The sequence below is a fragment of the Paenibacillus sp. S-38 genome (genome assembly GCF_049942825.1).
In the GTDB taxonomy this organism is placed as follows: Bacteria; Bacillota; Bacilli; order Paenibacillales; family NBRC-103111; genus Paenibacillus_G.
In genome coordinates, this window is the sequence record NZ_CP187970.1 from 5,974,877 (window position 1) to 5,996,732 (window position 21,856).

Here is a 21,856-nt window from a genome sequence, read left to right on the forward strand (position 1 = left end):
AACCCGGAGGAGTTGACCTAATCCCTTTGCCCGAAACCCATCTATATAAACACCCCCGCATGCCGGGCTCTAGAAACCCGGGGTGAGGTGGTCATACGACGTGGATCGATGAATGTCTATAGCTGCAGTATACGCCGCAAGGCTCTAGAGTGTGCATGGTTTGGCGGCCATTCCGCGAAACATAGAACCTCTATGGCGTCTTCTTCCCTTCGGTCTCGGTGCCCGCTTTGGCATCCACGATGAAGCAGCGGATCTGGCCGCCGGTCTCCATCTCGACGTGGTAGGTGAGCTTATCCCCCGACCACTGCTTGAGGTCGACCCGGTCGGCGTCCGACCAGTCCATGCTCGTAAATACGGTCTTGCCGTCCTTGTCCTGGATCTGCACCTTACCGTCGATCACGGCGGCGGCGTAAGCTCCGCCTTCGGCGGCCAGCTTATGCACCGGCTCTGCAGGACGGATGCTGCTGATTCCCGCGAAAGAAGTTCCCTCTCCCGAAGCGGAAGGAGTCTGCGGTATCGCTTTTTTCGCATCGGGAGCCTTCAGCGACTGCCCCGTGCCGTTCTCACCACTTCCGCCGCTTTCTGCGGCCCGGAACGTATCAACCGGCTCACTGGAAGGCTGCTCCTCCGACGCCTGCGCCCCGTTATCCGCCGGCGGTGTACTTTCCGGTGCCGCCGGCTCGGACGCCGCCGCTCCCTTGGCAGCATCGGCTCCAGCCGGCGGCACTGACGCCGCCCCTTGGCCGTCGCCGGGCTCTTCCGCTTTCAGCGGCGGAGCCGCCGGGTTCTGCGCCGATGCTATCGGATCCGGCTGCGTTTGTTTCGCTGCAGGCGGCTGCTCCGACTGCACGGCCGGCGGTGCGGACTTGGCCGCTCCGCCGGCTCTAGGCGCAGGCTCCTTCGGCGCCGTGCCGCCGGCGTTTGTATTCGCTCCGTCGGCAGGCGGCGCAAGCTCCTTCTTGGCCGGCGGGTTCACTAGATCCGCCTTGGGCTGTTCCCCCGCGCCGTTCTGGTCGGCACTGCCGCCTGGCGCATTCTGCGCCGCCGTCCCTGCGGCTGCCGGTGCCGAAGATGCGCTCTCCTTCGAGCTGCCGCCGGCCAAGCCGCTGAGCAGCTTATCGGCATCTTGTCCCGGCTGGCCCTGGCCGAACAGGAAGAACCCCAGCACCAGTCCTGCGGCTACGACACCGCCGAATACCGGGAAGGAGACCCATTCCCGCACGTTCTTGCGCCAGCTCCCCCGCTCGGGCCGCGGAGCCGGCCGCACCTCTTCGGGCGCCGGCGGGGCGGCAGCCGTCTTCTCCGCACCTGCCGCGAGACCCCGCTCCGCAGCATCCACCCCCTGCGCTTCCAGCTCTTCCAGCTTCGGCAGAATGGCGTCGACCAGGGAGAACGGAGGCAGCACCTTCGGCAGGCTTTCGAGCTCCTGAGAAACGTTCACAAGACGCTCGAACAGTTCCGTGCAGTCCGGACAGTTTTCCAGATGCAGAAGCATCCGGCGGTATTCCGTCTCGTCGAGATCCCTGTCTAGGTACCTCTGCATCAGTTCGATCACCTCTTGACACATCATCCCCGTACACTACCTTTCTGCGTTGTAACTATATCCCCTGATTTTCATGTCACTGCAAGTTTCTCTCTCTCTGCTGCTCATCACCGCTACCCCCGAACCGCGTCCCGGCTCGGCTTCTTATACTCTCCGAGAATCGTCTGGAGCTGCTGCCTGGCCCGGAACAAATACGATTTGACCGTATTGATCGGAAGGTCCAGCGACTCCGCTATTTCATTATAAGAGAAGTCCTGCAGGTACCTCAGCACGACGACGGAGCGGTGATGCTCCGGCAGCTTGTCGATCGCCTCCCGGATATCCTGGGCGACGTAAGCGGACAGCACCTCGTCCTCCACGCTCTTGTGGTCGGTGAAGGTGAGGTCGTGCCCTTCGATGGACACTGTCGGCTTCGCTCTGCGGAACTTATCGATACACAGATTCGTCACGATGCGCTGCACCCAGGTTTTGAACTGGGCTTTCTCTTCATAAGACCCGATCTTCGTATAAATCCGGATTAACGCTTCCTGTGCCGCATCCATCGCATCCTGTTCATTACCGAGGATGTAATAGGCCGTGCGGTACACATGGGTTTCTATCTCACGCAGTAGGGTAATTAGAGCGTCGCGATCGCCCGATTGGGCAGCCTTGATTAATTCAGGCGCTACCACTGGGATCCCCCTCTCTTGCAACCTTATAAACGTGCGGGACCGCAAAAATGTTGCAGCTTCTTCCGATAACTCTACCAGCATATCAAAATCCGTTATGTACGCATAGGGAGGCCCGCCCGACCGCCTCAGCCAAATTTTGTCACCTATTATACGTACGGGTACCGGTTTTGTTTCGCACCTTACACAAAAAAGCGGACTGTCCGTCCGCCTCCCAAGGAAGGCGCGTCCAGTCCGCCGCTCACTTCAATACTGCAGGCTATTGCCTTGCAGCCATAAAAATCAACCCTGCGTGTCACGCGCATCCGCCATACTTTCGTCGGGAGCAGCAAACCGCCGCCCCCGAACGACTCAGGCCTGCAGCTCCTCGGGGCCCGCCGATGCGGACTCCTCCGGCTGACGGCTCTTTCCGCCGAGCTCCGAGAATACGATGCCGGCGAGGATCAGCGCTATGCCGGCCCATTCGGCAAGCCCCGTCCGTTCCTGAAGCAGCAGCGAGGAGCAGATGATCACAACCGGCAGCTCTACCGCTCCGAGAATCGCCGTAAGGCCCGTATCCAGACGGGGCGCCCCCTTCGCATATAGATAGGAAGGAAGAATCATCCCGAAGAGGCCGAGCAGAAATCCCCACATCAGCAGGCCGTGGCCGAGCGCGCCGTTCCACAGGAACTGCGGCGGATAGATGACCGACACCCCGATCGATGCTCCGGTCAGCATCCAGGCGCTTCTCCAGAGCGCCGGCACCTGAACGGCCACCTTGCCGCTGAAGTAAATGAAGAGCGTATAGCTCGCCGCGGCGGCCAGCCCGAGACCGATGCCCGAAGGCGACACGCGCTCCAGCAGCGAGCCGTCCAGGACACCGGAGGCCATCGCAGTCCCCGCCAGGACAACGACGATCCCGGCTACACGGTAGCGTGTCGGCACCCGTCCCTGAAGCACCCAATCCGCCACGAGCCCCATCCAGGTGAACTGGAACAGGAGCAGAACGGCGAAGGAAGCATCCAGCGACTGCAGCGCATAATAATAGAACACGCCGGTCAGTCCCGTGAAGACGCCGCTGCCGACCAGCTTCCACCGTACCCGCGGCGCGATGGACGGGATCCCCCTGCCGCTGCCGATCAGTACCAGCAGCCAGGTTACGGCACAGCCTAGAAGCACTTGGCTGCCCGTCACCTCACCCGGTGTGAAGCCGTCGGCATACGCCAGCTTCACGAAGGTGGACAGCACACCGTAAGAGGCGGCGCCCAGCAGCACGAGCAGGCTTGCTCTCAAACGCACATTGATCATTTCGAATCACTCAACTTGTCTTGCAACCCTCTCCCACCCACAGCACCCCGTTCTGCGGGGCCTGCCAAGGATAGAATATATCAGAACCCCTGCGGTTGTTCAAGGACCAATGTCCGCCCCATGCACACAAAAAACTGCACCCGCCTTATCGGCGATGTGCAGCGGGTGCAGCCACGAGTTCCACTTTGCTGGGAACGGAAGCCGTTACCGGCTCGGCTGCGGAGCTTTTCTTTTTCTGAGAATGCGTATAGTAGAGCAGCAGTCCGGTGAAGATGACGCCTCCGGCAAAGTTGCCGAGCAGAACGGGAAGCTGATTCCACAGCCACCAACCGCTGAAGGAGACATCGGCCCCATACAGCATGCCGGCCGGAATCACGAACATGTTCACAACGGCATGCTCGAACCCCTGCGCAAAGAACGTGAGAATCGGGAGCCACATGGCAAGGATTTTGCCGGTGGTGGACTGGGCCGTCATGGCCATCACCGCTCCCAGCGTGACCATCCAGTTGCAGAGCACCGCTTTGGCGAACACCGCGGCCAGACCGTCGAAGCCGAGGACCGCATAGCCGTTCGTCTTCGTCTCCGCGGTCTTGATGATCGTCTGGATCACACTCTGGTCCTGAATATGCCCGAAATTGGTTACCGCCGCATAGAACAATCCGGCATAAACGACGGCACCCACCAGATGACCCAGGATGACCCAGAAAAAATTAGAGAGCATGGAACGCAGCGTCGCTTTCTTCTCGAGCACCGCCAGCGGAATCAGCGCGAAGCTGCCGGTGACAAGCTCGAGGCCCAGCAGAATGATGATCACAAACCCTACGGGAAACACCAGCGCACCGACGAGCGGCAGCTTGGTCTGTGCCGCAGCCGTATAGGCCAGCGTGGTGGCGAAGGCCAGAATAGACCCGCCCAGGAATCCCCTTACGAGCGCATCCTTCACCCCAAGTGCCGCTTTTGCCGCACCCGACTGGATCATTGTGTTCACTACCTGCTCCGGTTTCACATAATCCATGGTCAGCCTCCTTCGGTACAATGTCAGAAGCCGCCCCGTGCCGGTGTTCCATGGCGGGGCGGATCTGCTTGTGATCTATAGGGGACGCCGCCTGCCGGGCGGCATCCGGGTTAAGAAGCCAGGGAGCTGCCCTGCTCTACCAGCAGGATGATGTTACCGGTCGCCTCTTCCACCTCAACCCCGTACGTCCGTACACAGCCTTCATCCGGCTCCTGCACCAGCCCGTCATTCAGGTTGATCTTCCAGTCGTGCAGCGGGCAGAATACGTGATGGTCGCAGACAATGCCCTCGGAGAGCTTGCCGTTCTTATGCGGGCAAAGATTCTCGATCGCCCGCAGCTTGCCGCCCGTCAATTTGAAGATGGCGATCTCCACGCCGTCCACATGAACGATCCGCGATCTTCTTTCGGTTACCTCGGAGCTGTGTCCCACTACTACTCTTTTCATCTATGTCGTCCTCCCTTAGTCCGCTACCGTCTCAAGCGCCGGGGCCTGAAGCTCTTCGAATGTCGCACGCAGCTTGTCGTTCTCGATGATTTCCTTCCACGGGTCGGTGGTCAGGCTGAGCGTCTTGTCGATCCGCTCGTTGAGCGCTCTGCGCTCTTCCTCGCTCGCCAGCGCCTGCTTGATCGACTCGAGGCCTACGCGGCTGACCCATTCGCTCGTCCGCTCGTTCCACTTGGCCGCTTCCCGGTAGTACTGAAGGAATGCGCCCGCCCACTCCTGTACTTCCTCTTCCGTCTTCACCTTGCAGAGGAGCTCCGAGGCGCGTACCTTCACGCCGCCGTTGCCGCCCACATACAGCTCCCAGCCGCCGTCGATCGCAATGACGCCGAAGTCCTTGACGGTCGACTCCGCGCAGTTACGCGGGCAGCCCGATACGGCAAGCTTCACCTTCGCCGGCGTATTCAGCCGCTCGAAGCGCTTCTCCAGGTCGATCCCCATCTGGATCGAATCCTGGGTGCCGAAGCGGCAGAATGTCGAGCCTACGCAGGTCTTGACGGTACGCAGCGCCTTGCCGTACGCATAGCCGGACGGCATATCGAGCTCCGCCCACATCTTCGGCAGGTCTTCCTTCTTCACGCCAAGCAGGTCGAGACGCTGGCCGCCCGTGAACTTCACCATCGGCACATCGAACTTCTCGGCGACTTCCGCAATGCGCTTCAGCTCGGCCGGAGACGTTACACCGCCGTAGATCCGCGGAACGACGGAGTAGGTGCCATCCTTCTGGATGTTCGCGTGGTTGCGCTCGTTGACGAAGCGGGACTCGCGCTCTTCTTCGTGCTCTTCCGGCCAGGCCATGCCGAGGTAGTAGTTTAGCGCGGGACGGCACTTCGAGCAGCCTTCCTCCGTCTTCCACTCGAGCACGTTCATGACTTCCTTGGAGGAGGTAAGACGCATGCTGCGGATCGCTTCCACGACTTCGTCACGGGAGTGCTCCGTACAGCCGCAGATCCCTTCCTTCACCGTCTGCACGCCGTCCGCGCCGAGCGCCAGCGTCAGCAGGTCGGCTACCAGAGGCTTACAGCCGCCACAGGAACCGGATGCTTTTGTGCACGCCTTGATTTCGTTGACGCTCGTGCAGCCATTCTCGCTGATCGCGTTCAGGATGGTACCCTTCGATACCCCGTTACAGCCGCACACGATCTCGCTGTCCGCCATGGAAGCAACATAATCGAGTCCGGATTTTGCGCCGCCGCCCGAGCCTTCGCCGAGGAGGATCTGCTTTTCCTTGCCTGTTACGTCTTCGCCTTCGCGGATCATCTTGAAGAGGCGGGAACCGTCGCTTGTGTCACCGAAGAGCACTGCACCGATCACTTTGCCGTCTTTGATGACCACTTTCTTGTAGACGCCCTCGAAGTCATCCTGCACCCGCACCGAAGCCGTGTCATCCGCATCCGTGAACTGTCCGGCGGAGAAGACGTCGACGCCCGATACTTTGAGCTTCGTCGATACCACGGAACCCTGGTATCCTGCGGAAGGCACACCCGCCAGACGCTTCGCCAGCTCGTTGCCCTGCTCGTACAGCGGCGCCACCAGACCGTAAGCGATGCCGCGGTGTTCGGCACATTCGCCCACTGAGTATACATTCGGGATGCTCGTCTCCAGGTAGTCGTTCACCACGATGCCGCGGTTCACTTCAAGGCCGCTGTCCTTGGCAAGCTGGACATTCGGTTTGATCCCTACCGCCATGACCACCAGATCGGCCTCGACGACCGAACCGTCTTTGAACTTGACGCCGGTGACACGTTTCTTGCCGAGGATCGAATCCGTGTTCTTTTCGAGCAGGAAGTTCATGCCCTGCTTCTCGAGCTCCTTGCGCAGCATCTGGGAAGCGGTTTGGTCGAGCTGACGCTCCATCAGGTCCTTGAAAATGTGGACAACCGATACGTCCATATTCAGGTTAAGCAGACCGCGGGCCGCTTCCAGACCGAGCAGACCGCCGCCGATCACGATCGCCTTCTTATAATTTTTTGCCGTTTCGATCATCGTGTTGCAGTCGTTGATGTCCCGGAAAGCGATGACGCCTTCCTTGTCCGCGCCAGGGAGCGGGAGCATGAACGGAAGCGAGCCTGTCGCGAGGATCAAGTCATCGTACTCCGCGGTAATGCCGGTTGCCGTCGATACCGACTTGCGCTCCGTATCGATCTTGGTTACCGTATGGCCGGCGTGCAGCGTAATTCCGTTTTCTTTGTACCAGTTCCAGTCGTTAATGACGATGTCATCAATCTTGGCATCGCCTGCGAGCACCGAGCTCAGCAGGATCCGGTTGTAGTTCGGGTGAGGCTCGCTGCCGAATACCGTCACCTCATACTGGTTAGGTGCCAGCTTCAGCAGCTGCTCTACAGCCCATACGCCTGCCATCCCGTTGCCGATGAGTACTAATTTCTTCTTCATGCCTTAATCCACACTCCCTAGCGTTAATTAATATAACATCACATTAGACAATACCATTCCAACAGCTATATCTTTGACCCCGACCTAATACGTGTTAGGTAACATCACATTCAACTTGATTCTTAGAGTACCGAAATTTGCCGTATATTTCAAGTCCTTTTTTGGAGTTAATTTCTATTTTGACTTTTTACTTTCTTTTATAAACGAACATTATATGAATAAATAGTTATAATTATTCGGATTTAAAACTAAATACTCATAGACTTCAGGAGATCATCCATTTTTGCCCATGAAGAGAGCACGCATTTATCAGCAATTTTTATGTCACCTTATCTTCCGCATTATAGAAAAACCGATATCCGAAAAATGAAGCTGACATCTAAAAAACTCATTCGTTTTTTGCTGTTTTTCGCCTATTTTATAAAAAAACCTCTGCGGGAAGTCAAAACCTCCTGCAAAGGCCCTCTCATGTCATGTTTTTTGCCGTTTGATCGATCCGCTTTCGGGGAATCACGACCCCGCTCCTCATTTCGAAGAAGCCTGCCGCTGGATCAGGTCCGCTTCCCCCTAACCGAGGCTTCCCGGAGGGAAATCCCCCGGATGCGCCGGCGCCAGCCGATAGGCCCCCGCCTATTCTCCCTCCGGGAAGCGGGTCCGCATGTAGATTCGTCCGCTGCGGACGGCCATCTGGATCTCCCCCTCCCGGTCGGTCCGGTGAACAGCCGTGCCCTGTCCGGCCAGCCGGTCCAGTACTGCGGGACTTGGGTGCCCGTAGACATTGTTGACCCCGGCCGAGATCACCGCAAGCTTCGGGCGCCAAGCGGCCAGCCACGCCTCCGACGTAGAGGATTTGCTGCCGTGATGCGACACCTTCAGCACATCGAGCGGCGCCGGACGAAGACGTGCCCCTTCCTGCCCGCCGGGCAGCCGCAGCTCCGATTCCCCGGTTTCGTCCGGACTCCTCTCCGACCACCGGCCCAGCAGCATCCGCTCTGTCTCCTCCCCGATATCCCCTGTGAACAGCCACCGGGTTCCCTGCATCTCCATCAGGAAGACGACCGAATTCGGATTCTGGTCCTCCTCTCTTACCAGCCCGGCGCCGCCGCCTCTCATCGCCGGATGCAGGAAGTGCAGCACCGTATCTTCCGCGAGCTCCAAGCGGTCCCCCTCCTGTACCGCTGACAGCCGCGTCCCCTGCTCCAGAGCGGTGCGGAACAGCTTCTCCGCCCCGGCTTCTCCCTTTACGGTTCCATTGAAGAGCAGGCGGCGGACGGGGATGTCCTCCAGGACCGCCTGCAGCCCGCCATAATGGTCGGCATCCTGGTGCGTCACGATCAGCTCGTCGATCCTCTGCACGCCCCGCTTCTTGAGCAGGGGAACGAGCAGTTTTCGCCCCACCTCATAGGGGTCCAGGCGCGCACGCCATCCTCCCCCCTCTTTGCCGAAGCTGATGGTGCCTCCGCCATCCACCAGGACCGTGCGCCCTTCGGGGAACACCTGGATCAGGATGCTGTCCCCTTGGCCGACATCGAGGAACTGCACCCGCCCTTCCCGCACTCCCAGCTCCGGATGGAATGCATACAGGAGCAGCAGCACCCATGCCAGCAGCGCTGCCGGCAGCACGATCCGCACGCTCCGGCGCTGCCGGCGGAGCAGCCTTTGCTCCTCGCTCGAAGTGAAGAGCATGGGCTGCTCCTGTCCCTTTTCGGCCTGCCTCCTACTGCGCTCCAGAATCAGAGCGATCATCAGAAGCAGCAGCGCATAGTATCCGGCAATCCAGAGAAGGGATGGACTGCGCCAGATCGTCTGGAACACCCTCCACCCTGAGCACCACTCCACGGCAGCAAACAAAAACGCATTCACCTGCGCCACCAGCCAGGCGATCCAACCCGCTCCCGCCGCACTGACAAATCCAAGCAGAAGTGCCACCGTTCCCGCCGGCATCACGAACGCGCTGAACACCGGCACCAATATGAAATTGGCCGGCAGCGACAGCAGCGAGAAGCCGTTGAAATAGTATACCGTCAGCGGGAAAGACATGAGCTGCGCCACCAGCGCCATGGAAACCACGTCCTTCACCCTGCCGAGGCGGTCAGTCAATACCGCATTCATTGCCGGCACGCCGAGGATCAGCCCCAAGGTCACCAGATAAGAGAGCTGAAAGGAGACGTCCGTCAGGTAGTATGGGTTCCACACCAGCATTCCCACGCCCGCAAGCAGCGCGATATGCAGTCCGTCTTTGAGCCGGTGGCGGTAAGCGGCATACAGGGCGATCATCGCCATAAGCCCCGCCCGAACCACTGACGGCGAGGCTCCCGTTACCGCGATATAGAGCGGCATGAGATACAGCGCCGTGAGCAGTGTAGTCTCCCTCGTCAGGCCGAAGCGTTTCAGCACCCAGACGAGGCAGCCGACGAAGATCGCCACATTCAAGCCCGAGATCGCAATAATGTGCGTGAGGCCGAGCTGAGAGAAGCGGTCGAATAACTCGGGGTCGATCGCATCGGTCAGACCGACGAGCATCCCCTGCATGAAGCCCGTTTGCTGCGGGGGAAACAAACGCCCCGCCTGCTCTCCCAGCGCCTTCCTCACCTGGTCATTCCACCGCAGCGGGAGCCAGACGCCCCAATCGCCGCGCTCCGGCGGACTCACCCGGACTTCCCCCAGCCCCTTGGCCGTCAGCTGCCAGTGCACCTTTTGGTAATAGAGATACCGCCTGTAATCGAAGCCTCCAAAATTCCTTGCAGAGGACGGAGCCGCCAGCTTTCCTTTCAGATCGATCCGATCTCCCCGCTCCCACTTCTGGGCCGCTGCCTGCTCTTCCTGCGAGGCAAGCCGTATGGACACCTGGACACGCTCGCCCTCCCCCTGCCTCTCGGTCCTTCCCGGCTGAGGCACCGTCAGCACTTCGGCCTCCGCCTGAAAGCTGACCCGGTCCCCATCCACTGTGACCGGTGTAACGATCCGGCCCTGCAGCGCCGCTGCGGGCTCTTCCGCTCCCGCAAGGAAGATGCGGGTGGCGTTCCGGTGGTCAACCTCCCCGTACCACCCCATCGCTGCCGCCGCTATGCACAGACCGGCTAGTAAAGCCGAAGCCTGCGGCCGAAGCAGCCGAAGCAGACAGAGCAGCAGCCCTGCACCGAGCACGAGCAGCGCATTCTGCCATGGCTGCGGCCAGGACAGCGCCAGAGCATACCCCGCCGTCCAGCAGAGCGCCAGCCCGACGACCGGTCTTCGCTGCAGCATGTTCTCTCCCCCCCTTTATGCCCATAGCAAAAGAACCCTCCCCGTACACGACATCCCGTGCACAGAGAAGGTTCTTCCTTCCTCTTTGTTTTTAATTGTGAACTTCCGACAATGTTCCAGCCGGCGGCTCGTAGTGTTCCAGCTTGCGGAACCGCAGCCCCCTGCTGTCCATCAGGCTGCGGACCTTCGCCTCATCCTTCGGATAAGGCCGGTGGTATACAATCTCGTCAATCCCGCTGTTCGCGAGCATATTCGCGCATGTCCAGCAGGGCTGGTCCGTCACGTAAACGACCGAACCCTCGCGGTCCTCCCGGTCCGTGAAGAGCAGCAAATTCTGCTCCGCATGAATGGTGCGGATGCACCGCTGTTTCTTGACCACCTGCTCGCCGTGATCGTCGCTGACCAGCTCAAACTCCTCGACCAGCATGCAGCCGGCTTCCGAGCAGTCCGGCACGCCCATCGGAGCTCCGTTATAGGCTGTTCCAAGCAGCTTCTTCCCCTGTACGAGCACCGCGCCGACATGCCTGCGGCCGCACTGTGAACGGGTCGACGCCATATAGGCGATATCCATGAAATATGTGTCCCAATCCTTGCGTCCGGTCATCGATGCCACCTGCCTGCCTTTCCCAGCTTTTCATTCATTTTCGCACATTCTCCCGCAAAACAAAAGGATTTTTGAGTCGGCCCTGCCCCGTCAGGACTTGACGTAAGCTGCTGCCGTTCCCGAAATCAGCTGCCCTCCGGGTACTGACCTCCTGGCCGTGCGCACGGCGTTTCCCGGCACCACGGACCCAGGCAGGCCCGTTAGCTCCGCTGCCTGCCGGCAGGAAATACCCCAAGCCGCCTATAGAGTCAGCAGCGGCTTCAGCTTCTGGAGCGACTTCTCGCCGATTCCTTTGATTTCCAGCAGCTCGTCCAGCGAGCGGAAGGCTCCTCCGCGCTTCTTGCGCAGTTCTATGATGGCCGCCGCCCGGCTGGGCCCGATCCCCGGCAGCGCATCGAGCTGTTCCGCCGTAGCTTGATTGAGATGAAGCAAAGCGCCAGGCCCCTCCGTGGACTCCGCCCTGCTCTGAGACACAGGCCCGTTGCCGCCTGAAGGAGCCCCTGCAGCAGGCACTGGCCCACCGTCTGCGGCCGCCGGCGCCCCGCTCTCAGTCGACTGTCCACCGGCGGACGGCACCGGACCGCCCGACTGCGGCTTGGGCTCATTTGCTGTTCCCCCCGCCGACTCCTTGGGCTGCGAGGAGAGAGCCGCCGCCTCTGCGGATCCTTGAGTTTTCGACTCTGCAGCCGCAGAGCCCTTGTCCGCCGTCGACTCCGGCCCAGCCGCAGCGCCCCCGCTTTCTTTGGCAGCCTGTGCCGGGTTCTTTTCCTCTGCCGACGCCTTCAGCAGCAGCCGCATCTCGTCATCGACGGCGGCGAAGCCGTCTGCCGCCTCCCCGCCGCTCCAGGGCTTCGCCACTCCGAGCATCAGGAACAGACCGCAGGCCGCCAGTATGACGGCGAACAGGGTCATTTTCATATCCAACTTGCGTAACACGGGAACCTCCTGCCAAAATGGAATTTTTCAGTCATAAACCCCGATGCCCCCCGATATACATACATGAAGAAGACTGCAATCTAATCAGGGGGGGATGATCATGCGGGTAGGATTCATTGGAACAGGCAGCATGGGGAGCATACTGATCGAAGCATTCATCCGGTCGGGCGCTTTGAACCCGGAGCATATCGTGGCAACGAACCGTACCCTTGCCAAAGCCGAGCTGCTGGCCGAGAAGTATCCCGGCATGCAGGTGGCAAGATCCAATAAGGAAGTGGCCCTGGGAACCGATCTCCTGTTCCTCTGTGTGAAACCCTCGGAATACAAGGCCGTCCTCGATGAGATTCAGGACCATACGCTTGCGAGCCAGATCGTCATTTCGATCACCAGCCCGGTCCTGATCCGTCATCTCGAAGAAATCCTTCCCAGCAAAATTGCCAAGGTCATTCCCAGCATCACCAACTATGTGCTCAGCGGCGCCACCCTCTGCATCTACGGCGACCGGCTGACTCCCGAGGATAAGGATCTGCTCGAGAACCTGTTCTCGCATGTCTCCGCGCCGATCCGCGTCTCCGAGCAGTATACGCGCATCTCCTCGGACCTGTCCTCCTGCGGCCCCGCTTTCCTCGCTTACTTCGTCCAGAAGTTCGTGGAGGCGGCCGTCGATACCACGGGCATCTCGGAAGAGGAAGCGACCCAGCTCGCAAGCGAAATGACGCTCGGCACCGGCAAGCTGCTCACCACCGGAGGCTTCTCACCCGCCCAGCTGCAGAAGCGCGTGGCCGTTCCCGGCGGCATCACCGCCGAAGGACTCCGCCTAATGGAAAAAGAGCTGTGCGGGGTCTTTTACGACCTGATCCGCACAACTCATTCCAAATACGAAGAAGACTTGGAAAAGGTGGAAGCCCGCTTTTTCGGGACCCGGGTCGATTGACGCGATGCTTTCACGTTTTCCGGTATGAACCGCTGTCCAGAGGACAGGGGTTGAGAGAAAAGTATGATCTGGTAGCGAGGACCTGGCGGTGCAGTATCCCTCTCCGGCCGCTGTTGAAACCCGTGATGAACTCATTGAAATTTTCAGAGGAATCATCACGAATTTCAAAGGCGGGCGCCGCAGAGCGGCTCCTCCAAGGGATACTGCACCTAACGGCTCGCTTGATCCAACTTCTTTCCCTCAACCGCTGTGTCCGTCCGGACAGCGGTTATTTGTTTTGTAGTAGGTTACTCCCTCGCTGAGCCAGCGCTTCGCGCTCAGTCGAGGGAGCCTGCTCTTCTCAGGCCGACAGCGCGCAGAGCGCTTGGGGCCAGGCCCTCCTCCCTCGCTGAGCCGCGAAGCGCTCAGTCGAGGGAGCCTGCTCTTCCGTTCGGCTGCGAAGCCCGTTCCGGTTGCGAACAGAAGCTTCAAGACGCAGTCTTGAGGCGGCAATACGCACGCCCTCCCTCACCTAGCGCCCGCCCCACGGGTCTGCTCCAGCAGGGCACCACGTACCGGAAGAGCGCCGCATGAGAGCGTGTCCTCCCTGCAAAGCTGCCGGATAGGCAGCCTTGCAAGGGAGGACGAAAGCGTTCCTCCGCCCCATGCCCCGTCAACGCCGGCCCCGCCCCTCCACCGGCCCTTTTGGGGGTCCAGGGGGCGAGAGCCCCGGTCCTCCCCCTTACGGGTAAGGGGGAAAGAGGGGGATGGGTTCCCACCGAGGGGAATGGCTTCCGCGTTAGCCGACTACGATGTTCACCAGCTTGCCCTTGACCGCAATGATCTTGCGGACGGTTTTGCCCGCAGTGGCTTCCTTCACCTTGTCGAGACCCAGCGCGAATTCCTGCATGGCCGCTTCGTCAGCGTCCGCAGCGATGGTCGCACGCTCGGCGATTTTGCCGTTCACCTGGACCACGATCTCCACTTCGTTGTCGACCGTCCAGGCTTCGTCATACACCGGCCAGGACGCGTAGGTGATCGTACCGCTGCCGCCGAGCTTCTCCCACAGCTCTTCAGCCAGGTGAGGCGCGATCGGCGAGAGCATCTGCGCGAACTGCTCCATGGCGGCCTTCGGCAGCGTCTCGGTTTTGTACGCTTCGTTGACGAAGATCATGAGCTGCGAGATCGCCGTATTGAAGCGCAGCGCCTCGAGATCCTCCGTCACCTTCTTGATCGTACGGTGCCAGATGCGCTTGAACGCGTCGGTGCCGGCATCGGCGCTGTCCGTGATCTTCGCGCTGAGGCTGCCGTCTTCGCTGATGAAGAGGCGCCATACGCGGCTCAGGAAGCGGTACGCCCCGTCCACGCCGTTCGTGTTCCAAGGCTTCGTCGCCTCGAGCGGGCCCATGAACATCTCGTACAGGCGCAGCGTATCCGCACCGTACTCGTTCACAATCTCGTCCGGGTTGATGACGTTGCCCCGCGATTTGCTCATCTTCTCCATATTCTCGCCGAGGATCATGCCCTGGTTGACGAGCTTGTAGAACGGTTCCTTCGTCTCCACCACACCGAGGTCGTAGAGCACCTTATGCCAAAAGCGGGCATAGAGCAGGTGAAGCACCGCATGCTCCGCACCGCCGATGTAGAGGTCGACCGGCAGCCACTTGCGCTGCAGCTCCTTCGAGCAGAGCGCGTCGTTGTTCTTCGGATCGATGAAGCGCAGGTAATACCAGCAGGAGCCGGCCCACTGCGGCATCGTGTTCGTCTCGCGGCGTGCAGGCTTGCCCGTCTCCGGATCCACCGTGTTCACCCAATCGGTTACGACAGCCAGCGGAGACTCTCCGGTGCCGGACGGCTTGATCTCGTCGACTTCCGGCAGCAGGAGCGGCAACTGGTCTTCCGGCACGGTCTTCATCGTGCCGTCTTCGAGGTGCAGGATCGGGATCGGCTCGCCCCAGTAGCGCTGGCGGGAGAACAGCCAATCGCGCAGACGGTAGGTCACTTTGCCTTGACCTTTGCCGTTCTGCTCGAGCCACTCGATCATCTTCGCAATGCCCTGCTCGTTGTTCAGGCCGTCGAGGAAGTCGGAGTTCACGTGAGGGCCGTCGCCCGCGTAAGCTTCCTTCTCGACATCCCCGCCGCTGACCACCTCGAGGATCGGCAGGTCATACTGCTTCGCAAACTCCCAGTCGCGCTGGTCGTGGCCCGGTACCGCCATGATGGCGCCGGTGCCGTAGCCGGCGAGGACATAGTCCGCGATCCAGATCGGCAGTCTCGCGCCGCTGACCGGATTCACCGCATAAGCACCCGTGAAGACGCCCGTCTTCTCCTTCGCAAGGTCCGTACGCTCCAGGTCGCTCTTGCGCGCCGCACGTTCCTGATATTCCTTGACGGCAGCGGACTGCTCGCCCGTCGTAATGCGTTCCACCAGCTCATGCTCCGGAGCCAGCACACAGTAGGTGGCGCCGAACAGCGTGTCCGGGCGCGTCGTGAAGACCTTGAGCCCCTCGCCGTCATGACCGTCGATGGCGAACGTCACTTCCGCCCCCTTGGACTTGCCGATCCAGTGGCGCTGCATGTCCTTGATGCTCTCCGACCAGTCGAGCTCTTCGAGATCCTCAAGCAGGCGCTCGGCATACTCGGTGATGCGAAGCACCCACTGGCGCATCGGCTTGCGGATGACCGGATGGCCGCCGCGCTCGCTGAGGCCGTCGATGACTTCTTCGTTCGCCAGAACCGTACCCAGGGCCGGGCACCAGTTCACCGGCACTTCGTCTACGTAAGCAAGGCCTTTGTTGTAGAGCTGGATAAAGATCCACTGCGTCCACTTGTAATAATCCGGATCGGTCGTCGAGACTTCACGGTCCCAATCGTAGGAGAAGCCGAGCGACTTGATCTGGCGGCGGAAGTTGTTGATGTTCTTCACCGTGATCTCGCGCGGGTGCTGTCCGGTATCGAGCGCATGCTGCTCAGCCGGCAGGCCGAACGCATCCCAGCCCATCGGGTGAAGCACATTGTAGCCGCGCATTCTCTTATAGCGCGAGACGATATCCGTCGCCGTATAGCCTTCCGGATGGCCAACGTGCAGCCCTGCTCCCGAAGGATACGGGAACATGTCGAGCGCATAGAACTTCGGCTTGCTCTCGTCGTCCAGCACCTTGAACGTTTTCTTCTCATCCCAATACTTCTGCCACTTCGGTTCGATGGCTAACGGGTTGTACCCCTGATTTTCTCTGGTTTCCTGTGTCATGATGAACTCTGCTCCTCCTTCAACTCCTGCATCGGCACCGCCGGCATTCGCCTCTGTGTGATGGTTCCGGCTGTGCGTACGCCCGGACGGCTGCTGCCGAGGCACCTTCCACGCCTCTTTTGCAAGGTCCAAATTTTGCTATATACCCCAAAAGCAACAAAAAAAGCCATCTCATCGCTAGCGCAACGCTAGGGACGAGAGGCTTGAATTCCCGTGGTACCACCCTAGTTGATCCGGGCATGCTTTGCCCTGATCCACTCAAGCCCCTTAACGCGGGGAAACGATCCGGTTAGAAGGACCGGGAATGATCCCAATCACTGCTTCACCTTCTGGCTCCAAGATGAGTTCGCCGCTGCCGCCGCCGGTTCGCACCTTCCACCGGCTCTCTGAAGTAACGGTCTTCAGCTACTGTTTCTCTTCACAGCCTTGCCATATTTGTAAACAAAATATGTACATTCCATCCAATTAGCATTCATTATAAAAGCTTCGGTTCCCTCATGTCAAGCAGCTCTCCCGAATGGACACGGGACAAGCCGATCCAGACCCCTCAGATGCCTCAAACGGGCTCCCTCCCTAAGCAGCGGTACATAGAACCGCCCGGCTCCGGGGATACCCTTCTTTCAACTTGTCCATACTGGGTACCAAAAGGACCGTATTCGGTTCCAGGAAGAAAGGGGGCCTCCCCATGCGAGGCTTGCTGAACGGCGCAGCCCTGGCGCTGCCGCTGTGGGGAATCATCTTATGTATCGTCCAGCTGCTGATTCATTTCTCGCCATAAATCCTATTTCACTGCCGCAAAAAACGCGCGCCGCGTATCCTCCGTGGCCTGCTTGAACAGGAAATCCCCGTAGCAGACCACCTCGCGGAAGCCGGCTTCCCTCAGCTGAGTCTCCAGCCAAGGAAGGGGGTAAGCGCGCTGCGTGTGCATTTCTTCCACGCGGTTGAACCACTCCGAAGGCGTGTCATCCCCCCTGTGATGCTCCTCCTCCTGCACGAAGATCGTCAGCGCATGCTCGATCTCGCTCCGGCTCTCGTCATACCCGCAGGTCCAGATATAGGCAATATCATCCTCGTTGAGGAAGAACGGCTGGCTCGCCGCATAATCCAGCAGCTGCTCCGCCGTATGCACGTCGAAAATAAAGACGCCGCCCGGCTTCAGTCCGGCATAGGCCTGGCGGATTGCCTTCGTGATGTCCTCTTCCTCGAGCAGATAGTTGAAGCAGTCACAGAAGGACACGACGCTGTCGGCCTGACGGCCCAGCTCCCAGTCTCTTAGGTCCTGCTGGAGGAAGGTGACACTTCCTCCAGGCGGCAGCGGGCGGTGAAGCCGCGCTTCATCCGCCTTGCTCTGCGCCACAGCCAGCATGTCCTCCGAGAGGTCGATGCCGATCACCTCGTAGCCTTCCTGGGCTAAGGGAACCGCAATACTGCCGGTGCCGCAGCCGAGATCCACCACCGTGCGGGGGTGGCCAAATTTATCCCAGCACCCTTTGGCGAACCTCAGCCACTCGTCATACGGCATGTCCTCCATCAGGCGGTCGTACACATAAGAAAAACGCTCATAAGCCATATCTCTCATCCCCCGATTCCGGATTCGCGCAGGGCGCGGTGCTTGCGTATAAAAGAGAAAACCGGCTCCGGAGCGCAAGGCTCACTCGGAAACCGGCTGTTCTTCGTTTTGTTTCAGGTAGGTCCAGCTGCCTTCCTGGTAAACAAGCCCATCCTTCATCAGCTTGCCGAGGGCCCGCTTGAAAGCTGACTTGCTCATCCCGAAGCGCTGGGAAATCAGATCCGCCGGGGTCTCGTCCGAGAACGGCATCGCTCCGTTGCGGCGTTCCTTCAGGAACTCCAGCAGCTTGTCCGCGTCCTCGCCGAGCCCCCTTTCCTTACGCTCGCGCATCGAACAGTTCACGTTGCCGTCTTCGCGGACAAACGTGATCCGCACGCTGACCTTCTCCCCAAGCCGAAGCAGCCGGGTGCGCTCGGACGTATGGATGAAGCCGATCACACCGAAGCCGACGACGCCTCCATCACACACAACGAAGGTTCCCATCTGCAGCGGCTTGTACACGCGGGCTTCAACCGTCTGGTTGCGCCAGGACTGAGGGGCATCGAAGCACAGCTCCTTCAGCCGGTCTTCCCCGGCGACCTTAGCCACTAGGCGCCCCTGCCGGTCATGGGTCATCGTGACGAACACCTTGTCGCCGACCTGCGGCCTGAGCTCTTCCATCTCGGGAAGCTCCCGGAACGGAAGGAGCAGCTGCCGGCCGAGGCCCATCTCAAGGAAGCACCCGAATCGGGGGTGAAAATCAGCGACTTCGAGCAGCGCGACTTCGTTCAGCTTGATCAGCGGCTCCCGCATCGTGGCGGCCAGCCGGTCCTGCGTATCGTAGAACAGGAAGACGTCCACCTGGGTGCCCGGCTTCACTTCGCCGACCACCTCACTGTAGTGGAGCAGAATATCCTGCGTTCCGTCTGTCAAGAAGAACCCGTGGGGAGAAACCTCACGGGCTACTTCAAGACGCTGGTTCGTGCCAGCTTCGAGCCTCATACGCGTTCAACAACCTTCGCATCCGACCACAGACGCTCGATGTTGTAATATTCCCGGTCATCGCGGTGAAACACGTGTACCACGACATCCCCCAGGTCCACGAGCACCCAGCGTGCCGTATCCATGCCTTCGAGACCCCGCACGCGTGCGCCCTTCTCCTCGGCGCGCTTGCGGATCTCGGTAGCGATCGCCTGCACCTGCGTCTCCGAGTTCCCGTGACAGATCATAAAGTAGTCCGCAATGAGCGAGATGCCCTTCAGGTTCAGGGCGACGAGGTTCATCGCTTTTTTGTCTTCGGCCGCATCGACCACGAGCTCCAGCAGCTCTTCCGGTTGTATCATGTAGTATCCTCCTAATTGCAATGAACCAGCCGTTAATTTCGGCGGTCATTGTCAAGCTAATTGCAATGGATAGGCTGATCTTCATCAGCCCCATTGTCAAGCTAATTGCAATGGTCCAGCCGTTGATTCCGGCGGCCATGATACTTTCTTCTATCCTTGTGCTTCCTCAGCTTCCAAATCAACAATAAGGCCATTGCGGGCCGCCAGGGTCAGCGGATACACCCGTTTACGCTTGTCCAGCAGGAAGCGGATCGTTCCGTCGAAGCCCGCAAGCAGCGCCTTCTCTAAACTATGTTCGGCGTTTTCCCGAATATTATGCACGCCCGGGAAATCCCGGCCAGGCTCCATATAATCCGCCAGGCAGACGACTTTGTCGAGCAGCGTCATCTTCTCCCGGCCGGACGTATGGTAGCGGATAGCATCGAGAATCTCCTCGTCCTCCACACCGTATTGCGTCCGGGCGACCCAAGCACCGGCATGGGCATGCCACAACTCCTTGTCGTACGCCAGCAGATCCTGCGGAAGCCCGTTCTCCCGGATGATCCGCGCCTGCTCGTCCACCCGCCAATACTTGCACACGTCGTGAAGAATAGCGGCGAGGTCCGCTTTCACCGGATCCGCTCCGTAGCGCTCCGCGAGCCGGACCGCCGTCTCCATCACGCCCAGCGTATGGGTCCAGCGCTTCTCGGGCATCTGCGAGCGGACGGACTCCATGATCTCCTCACGTTTCATACAGCGAGTTCACCTCGATATAATCATTTACCCGGTCCGGTACGCGGTAACGCGCCGAACGGCCTTCGGCCCGGCGCTGCCGGATCTCCGTGGAGGACAGCTCCACCTGCGGCATGCGCACGAGCCTCACCGCCTCCCGGATCGGTCCGGGAAGGGTCTCGTATTCAGTCGAATAGCCCGGCCGCTCGAGCCCCACGAACGTCACCAGCCGGACAAGCTCCTCGATGCGGTACCACTTCGGCAGATACTGGACCATATCCGCACCGATAATGTAATAAAACTGCTTGTCCGGGTGCTCCTTCCGGAGCCTGGTTACGGTCTCGATGCTGTAGGACACGCCGCCCCTGCGCAGCTCCACATCCGATGCACGGAACCGCGGATGACCCTCCACCGCGAGGCGCACCATCTCCAGCCGCTCGGCGGCCGAAGCCCCCGGCTTATGCTCCTTGTGGGGCGGGACGTTCGTCGGCATGAACCACACCTCGTCGAGCTCCAGCGCCTCGCACACACTGTCCGCGGCAAGGAGATGTCCGAGATGGATCGGATCGAACGTGCCGCCCATCAAGCCGACTTTCATTCCTGGTCTCTCCTCTCCCGGGAGCTGCCCCTGGACTCCGGCTTACACCGGGAGCTCGATCGTTTTGTGCTCGCGGGACTCCTTGTAGAGCACCACGATCTTGCCGATGACCTGGACGAGCTCCGCTTTAGCTCCGTCAGCAAGCTGCTGCGCCACGTCGCCCCGGTCCTCCATACAGTTGTTGAGGATGGTCACCTTGATAAGCTCCCGCGTCTCGATCGCATCGTTGATATGGCGGATAATATGGTCATTCACGCCGCCCTTCCCCACTTGGAAAATCGGGTCGAGATGGTGGGCCAGCGATCTTAAATATCGTTTTTGTTTGCCTGTCAGCATGCTGTTCTTCATCCTTATCTTGTGCTCTAGTTTGTTTGATTTACTTCTGTCCGCCTGCTTCGGATTCGGCGAACGAATCCAGTACCGCTTTCCTCATGGCATCGACCGGCGCCGGCTGTCCCGTCCAGTATTCGAAGGCATAGGCCCCCTGGTATATGAACATGCCCAGCCCGCTGTGCACGGTGGCTCCGCGCTTCTCGCGGGCTTCTCTCAGAAGGCGGGTCTCAAGCGGATTGTAGATCAGGTCGCTGACGACATGATCCTCCCGGATCAGCGAGATGTCCATCGGCACCTCGTCCACCAGCGGGTACATGCCTACCAGCGTATTGTTCACGATAAGCGCCGCTTCGCCCACCAGCCCGTGAATCTCGTCGAGCCCATGGCCGCTTACGCTGCCGTAGCTGCCGAGCGAGGCGGCCAAATCGAGCGCCTTCTCTTTCGTCCGGTTCGCAATGTAGATATGCTCCGCGCCTTCCTGCGCCAGCGCATACCCGACGCCGCGGGCCGCCCCGCCGGCCCCGATCATGAGCACCTTGCGGCCCTTAAGCGCAAGGCCCGTCTCTTCCTTCAGCGAACGGATGTAGCCGATGCCGTCGGTGTTGTAGCCGATGAGGCGGCCGCCCTCGTTCACGATGGTGTTCACGGCGCCGATGATCCGGGCGCCCTCGTCGATCTCATCGAGATACGACATGACCTCCAGCTTGTGGGGCACCGTCACGTTCACGCCCCGGAAGCCCAGCGCACGGATGCCGGCGACCGCATCCTTCAGCGTCCCCGGCAGAATATGAAATGCGCCGTAGGCCGCGTTAAGGCCCGCTACGTCGAACGCCCGGTTCAGCATGACCGGCGACTTTGAGTGCCGCACCGGGTCTCCAAAGACGCCATACAGAATCGTGTGGCTGTCCAGCCCCTGCTTTCTCACCAGCACCAGCTTCTCCATTAGGTAACGTTCCTCCCGCT

The 21,856-nt window shown here is 60.1% G+C and carries 18 protein-coding genes and 1 other annotated feature; of the genes, 1 reads left to right on the forward strand and 17 read right to left on the reverse strand.

The window, feature by feature from the left end; translation table 11 throughout:
* Positions 1-190: 190 nt before the first annotated feature.
* The 9 genes from ACP26L_RS26445 to ACP26L_RS26485 all read right to left on the reverse strand — a co-directional run bounded on the left by ACP26L_RS26445 (position 191) and on the right by ACP26L_RS26485 (position 12,196).
* Positions 191-1,570: a zf-HC2 domain-containing protein gene (locus ACP26L_RS26445; RefSeq protein ID WP_426447855.1), complete on the reverse strand. Its 1,380-nt coding sequence runs from the start codon at positions 1,568-1,570 to the stop codon at positions 191-193.
* Positions 1,571-1,656: 86 nt separating this feature from the next.
* A complete protein-coding gene (locus tag ACP26L_RS26450; protein WP_426447856.1) occupies positions 1,657-2,214 on the reverse strand; it encodes an RNA polymerase sigma factor in 558 nt (185 codons plus the stop codon).
* Between the two features lie 348 nt (positions 2,215-2,562).
* A complete protein-coding gene (locus tag ACP26L_RS26455) occupies positions 2,563-3,498 on the reverse strand; it encodes an EamA family transporter (protein ID WP_426447857.1) in 936 nt (311 codons plus the stop codon).
* 145 nt (positions 3,499-3,643) lie between these two features.
* The gene (locus ACP26L_RS26460) at positions 3,644-4,513 is read right to left on the reverse strand and encodes a formate/nitrite transporter family protein (protein WP_426447859.1); all 870 of its coding nucleotides are present in this window, start codon (positions 4,511-4,513) and stop codon (positions 3,644-3,646) included.
* A gap of 110 nt (positions 4,514-4,623) precedes the next feature.
* Complete coding sequence (gene nirD, locus ACP26L_RS26465) at positions 4,624-4,959, reverse strand: nitrite reductase small subunit NirD (RefSeq protein ID WP_426447861.1); 336 nt, start codon at positions 4,957-4,959, stop codon at positions 4,624-4,626.
* Between the two features lie 15 nt (positions 4,960-4,974).
* A complete protein-coding gene (gene nirB, locus ACP26L_RS26470; RefSeq protein WP_426447863.1) occupies positions 4,975-7,410 on the reverse strand; it encodes a nitrite reductase large subunit NirB in 2,436 nt (811 codons plus the stop codon).
* 630 nt (positions 7,411-8,040) lie between these two features.
* On the reverse strand, positions 8,041-10,656 hold the full coding sequence (locus tag ACP26L_RS26475) for a DNA internalization-related competence protein ComEC/Rec2 (protein WP_426447864.1): 2,616 nt from the start codon (positions 10,654-10,656) through the stop codon (positions 8,041-8,043).
* A 91-nt stretch (positions 10,657-10,747) separates the two neighbouring features.
* Positions 10,748-11,260, reverse strand: coding sequence for a deoxycytidylate deaminase (locus tag ACP26L_RS26480; RefSeq protein ID WP_426455093.1), 513 nt, complete (start codon positions 11,258-11,260; stop codon positions 10,748-10,750).
* A 240-nt stretch (positions 11,261-11,500) separates the two neighbouring features.
* Positions 11,501-12,196: a helix-hairpin-helix domain-containing protein gene (locus ACP26L_RS26485; protein ID WP_426447866.1), complete on the reverse strand. Its 696-nt coding sequence runs from the start codon at positions 12,194-12,196 to the stop codon at positions 11,501-11,503.
* A gap of 100 nt (positions 12,197-12,296) precedes the next feature.
* Here ACP26L_RS26485 and comER point away from each other — a divergent pair, with 100 nt between their 5' ends.
* Positions 12,297-13,130 carry a late competence protein ComER gene (comER, locus tag ACP26L_RS26490; protein WP_426447867.1) on the forward strand — a complete coding sequence of 278 codons (834 nt, stop codon included), beginning with the start codon at positions 12,297-12,299 and terminating at the stop codon, positions 13,128-13,130.
* Between the two features lie 778 nt (positions 13,131-13,908).
* Here the strand turns inward: comER and leuS are convergent.
* The 8 genes from leuS to ACP26L_RS26530 all read right to left on the reverse strand — a co-directional run bounded on the left by leuS (position 13,909) and on the right by ACP26L_RS26530 (position 21,836).
* Positions 13,909-16,359: a leucine--tRNA ligase gene (gene leuS / locus ACP26L_RS26495; protein ID WP_426447869.1), complete on the reverse strand. Its 2,451-nt coding sequence runs from the start codon at positions 16,357-16,359 to the stop codon at positions 13,909-13,911.
* 187 nt (positions 16,360-16,546) lie between these two features.
* Positions 16,547-16,790, reverse strand: a binding site (T-box leader).
* Positions 16,791-17,140: 350 nt separating this feature from the next.
* Positions 17,141-17,929, reverse strand: a complete 789-nt coding sequence (locus ACP26L_RS26500) for a class I SAM-dependent DNA methyltransferase (RefSeq protein WP_426447871.1) — start codon at positions 17,927-17,929, stop codon at positions 17,141-17,143.
* A gap of 81 nt (positions 17,930-18,010) precedes the next feature.
* Positions 18,011-18,910 carry a CvfB family protein gene (locus tag ACP26L_RS26505; protein WP_426447873.1) on the reverse strand — a complete coding sequence of 300 codons (900 nt, stop codon included), beginning with the start codon at positions 18,908-18,910 and terminating at the stop codon, positions 18,011-18,013.
* Positions 18,907-19,251 (reverse strand): ribosome silencing factor, encoded by a 345-nt coding sequence (gene rsfS, locus ACP26L_RS26510; RefSeq protein WP_426447875.1) that lies wholly within the window; start codon positions 19,249-19,251, stop codon positions 18,907-18,909. The genes ACP26L_RS26505 and rsfS overlap by 4 nt, the downstream gene beginning before the upstream one ends.
* A gap of 150 nt (positions 19,252-19,401) precedes the next feature.
* Complete coding sequence (gene yqeK / locus ACP26L_RS26515) at positions 19,402-19,983, reverse strand: bis(5'-nucleosyl)-tetraphosphatase (symmetrical) YqeK (protein ID WP_426447877.1); 582 nt, start codon at positions 19,981-19,983, stop codon at positions 19,402-19,404.
* Entirely contained in the window at positions 19,973-20,560 is a 588-nt protein-coding gene (locus ACP26L_RS26520) for a nicotinate-nucleotide adenylyltransferase (protein ID WP_014371688.1), read from the reverse strand. Before ACP26L_RS26520 ends, yqeK begins: the two co-directional genes overlap by 11 nt.
* A 42-nt stretch (positions 20,561-20,602) precedes the next feature.
* Positions 20,603-20,896 carry a ribosome assembly RNA-binding protein YhbY gene (gene yhbY / locus ACP26L_RS26525; protein WP_426447879.1) on the reverse strand — a complete coding sequence of 98 codons (294 nt, stop codon included), beginning with the start codon at positions 20,894-20,896 and terminating at the stop codon, positions 20,603-20,605.
* Positions 20,897-20,936: 40 nt separating this feature from the next.
* Positions 20,937-21,836: a shikimate dehydrogenase gene (locus ACP26L_RS26530; RefSeq protein ID WP_426447881.1), complete on the reverse strand. Its 900-nt coding sequence runs from the start codon at positions 21,834-21,836 to the stop codon at positions 20,937-20,939.
* Positions 21,837-21,856 lie beyond the last annotated feature (20 nt).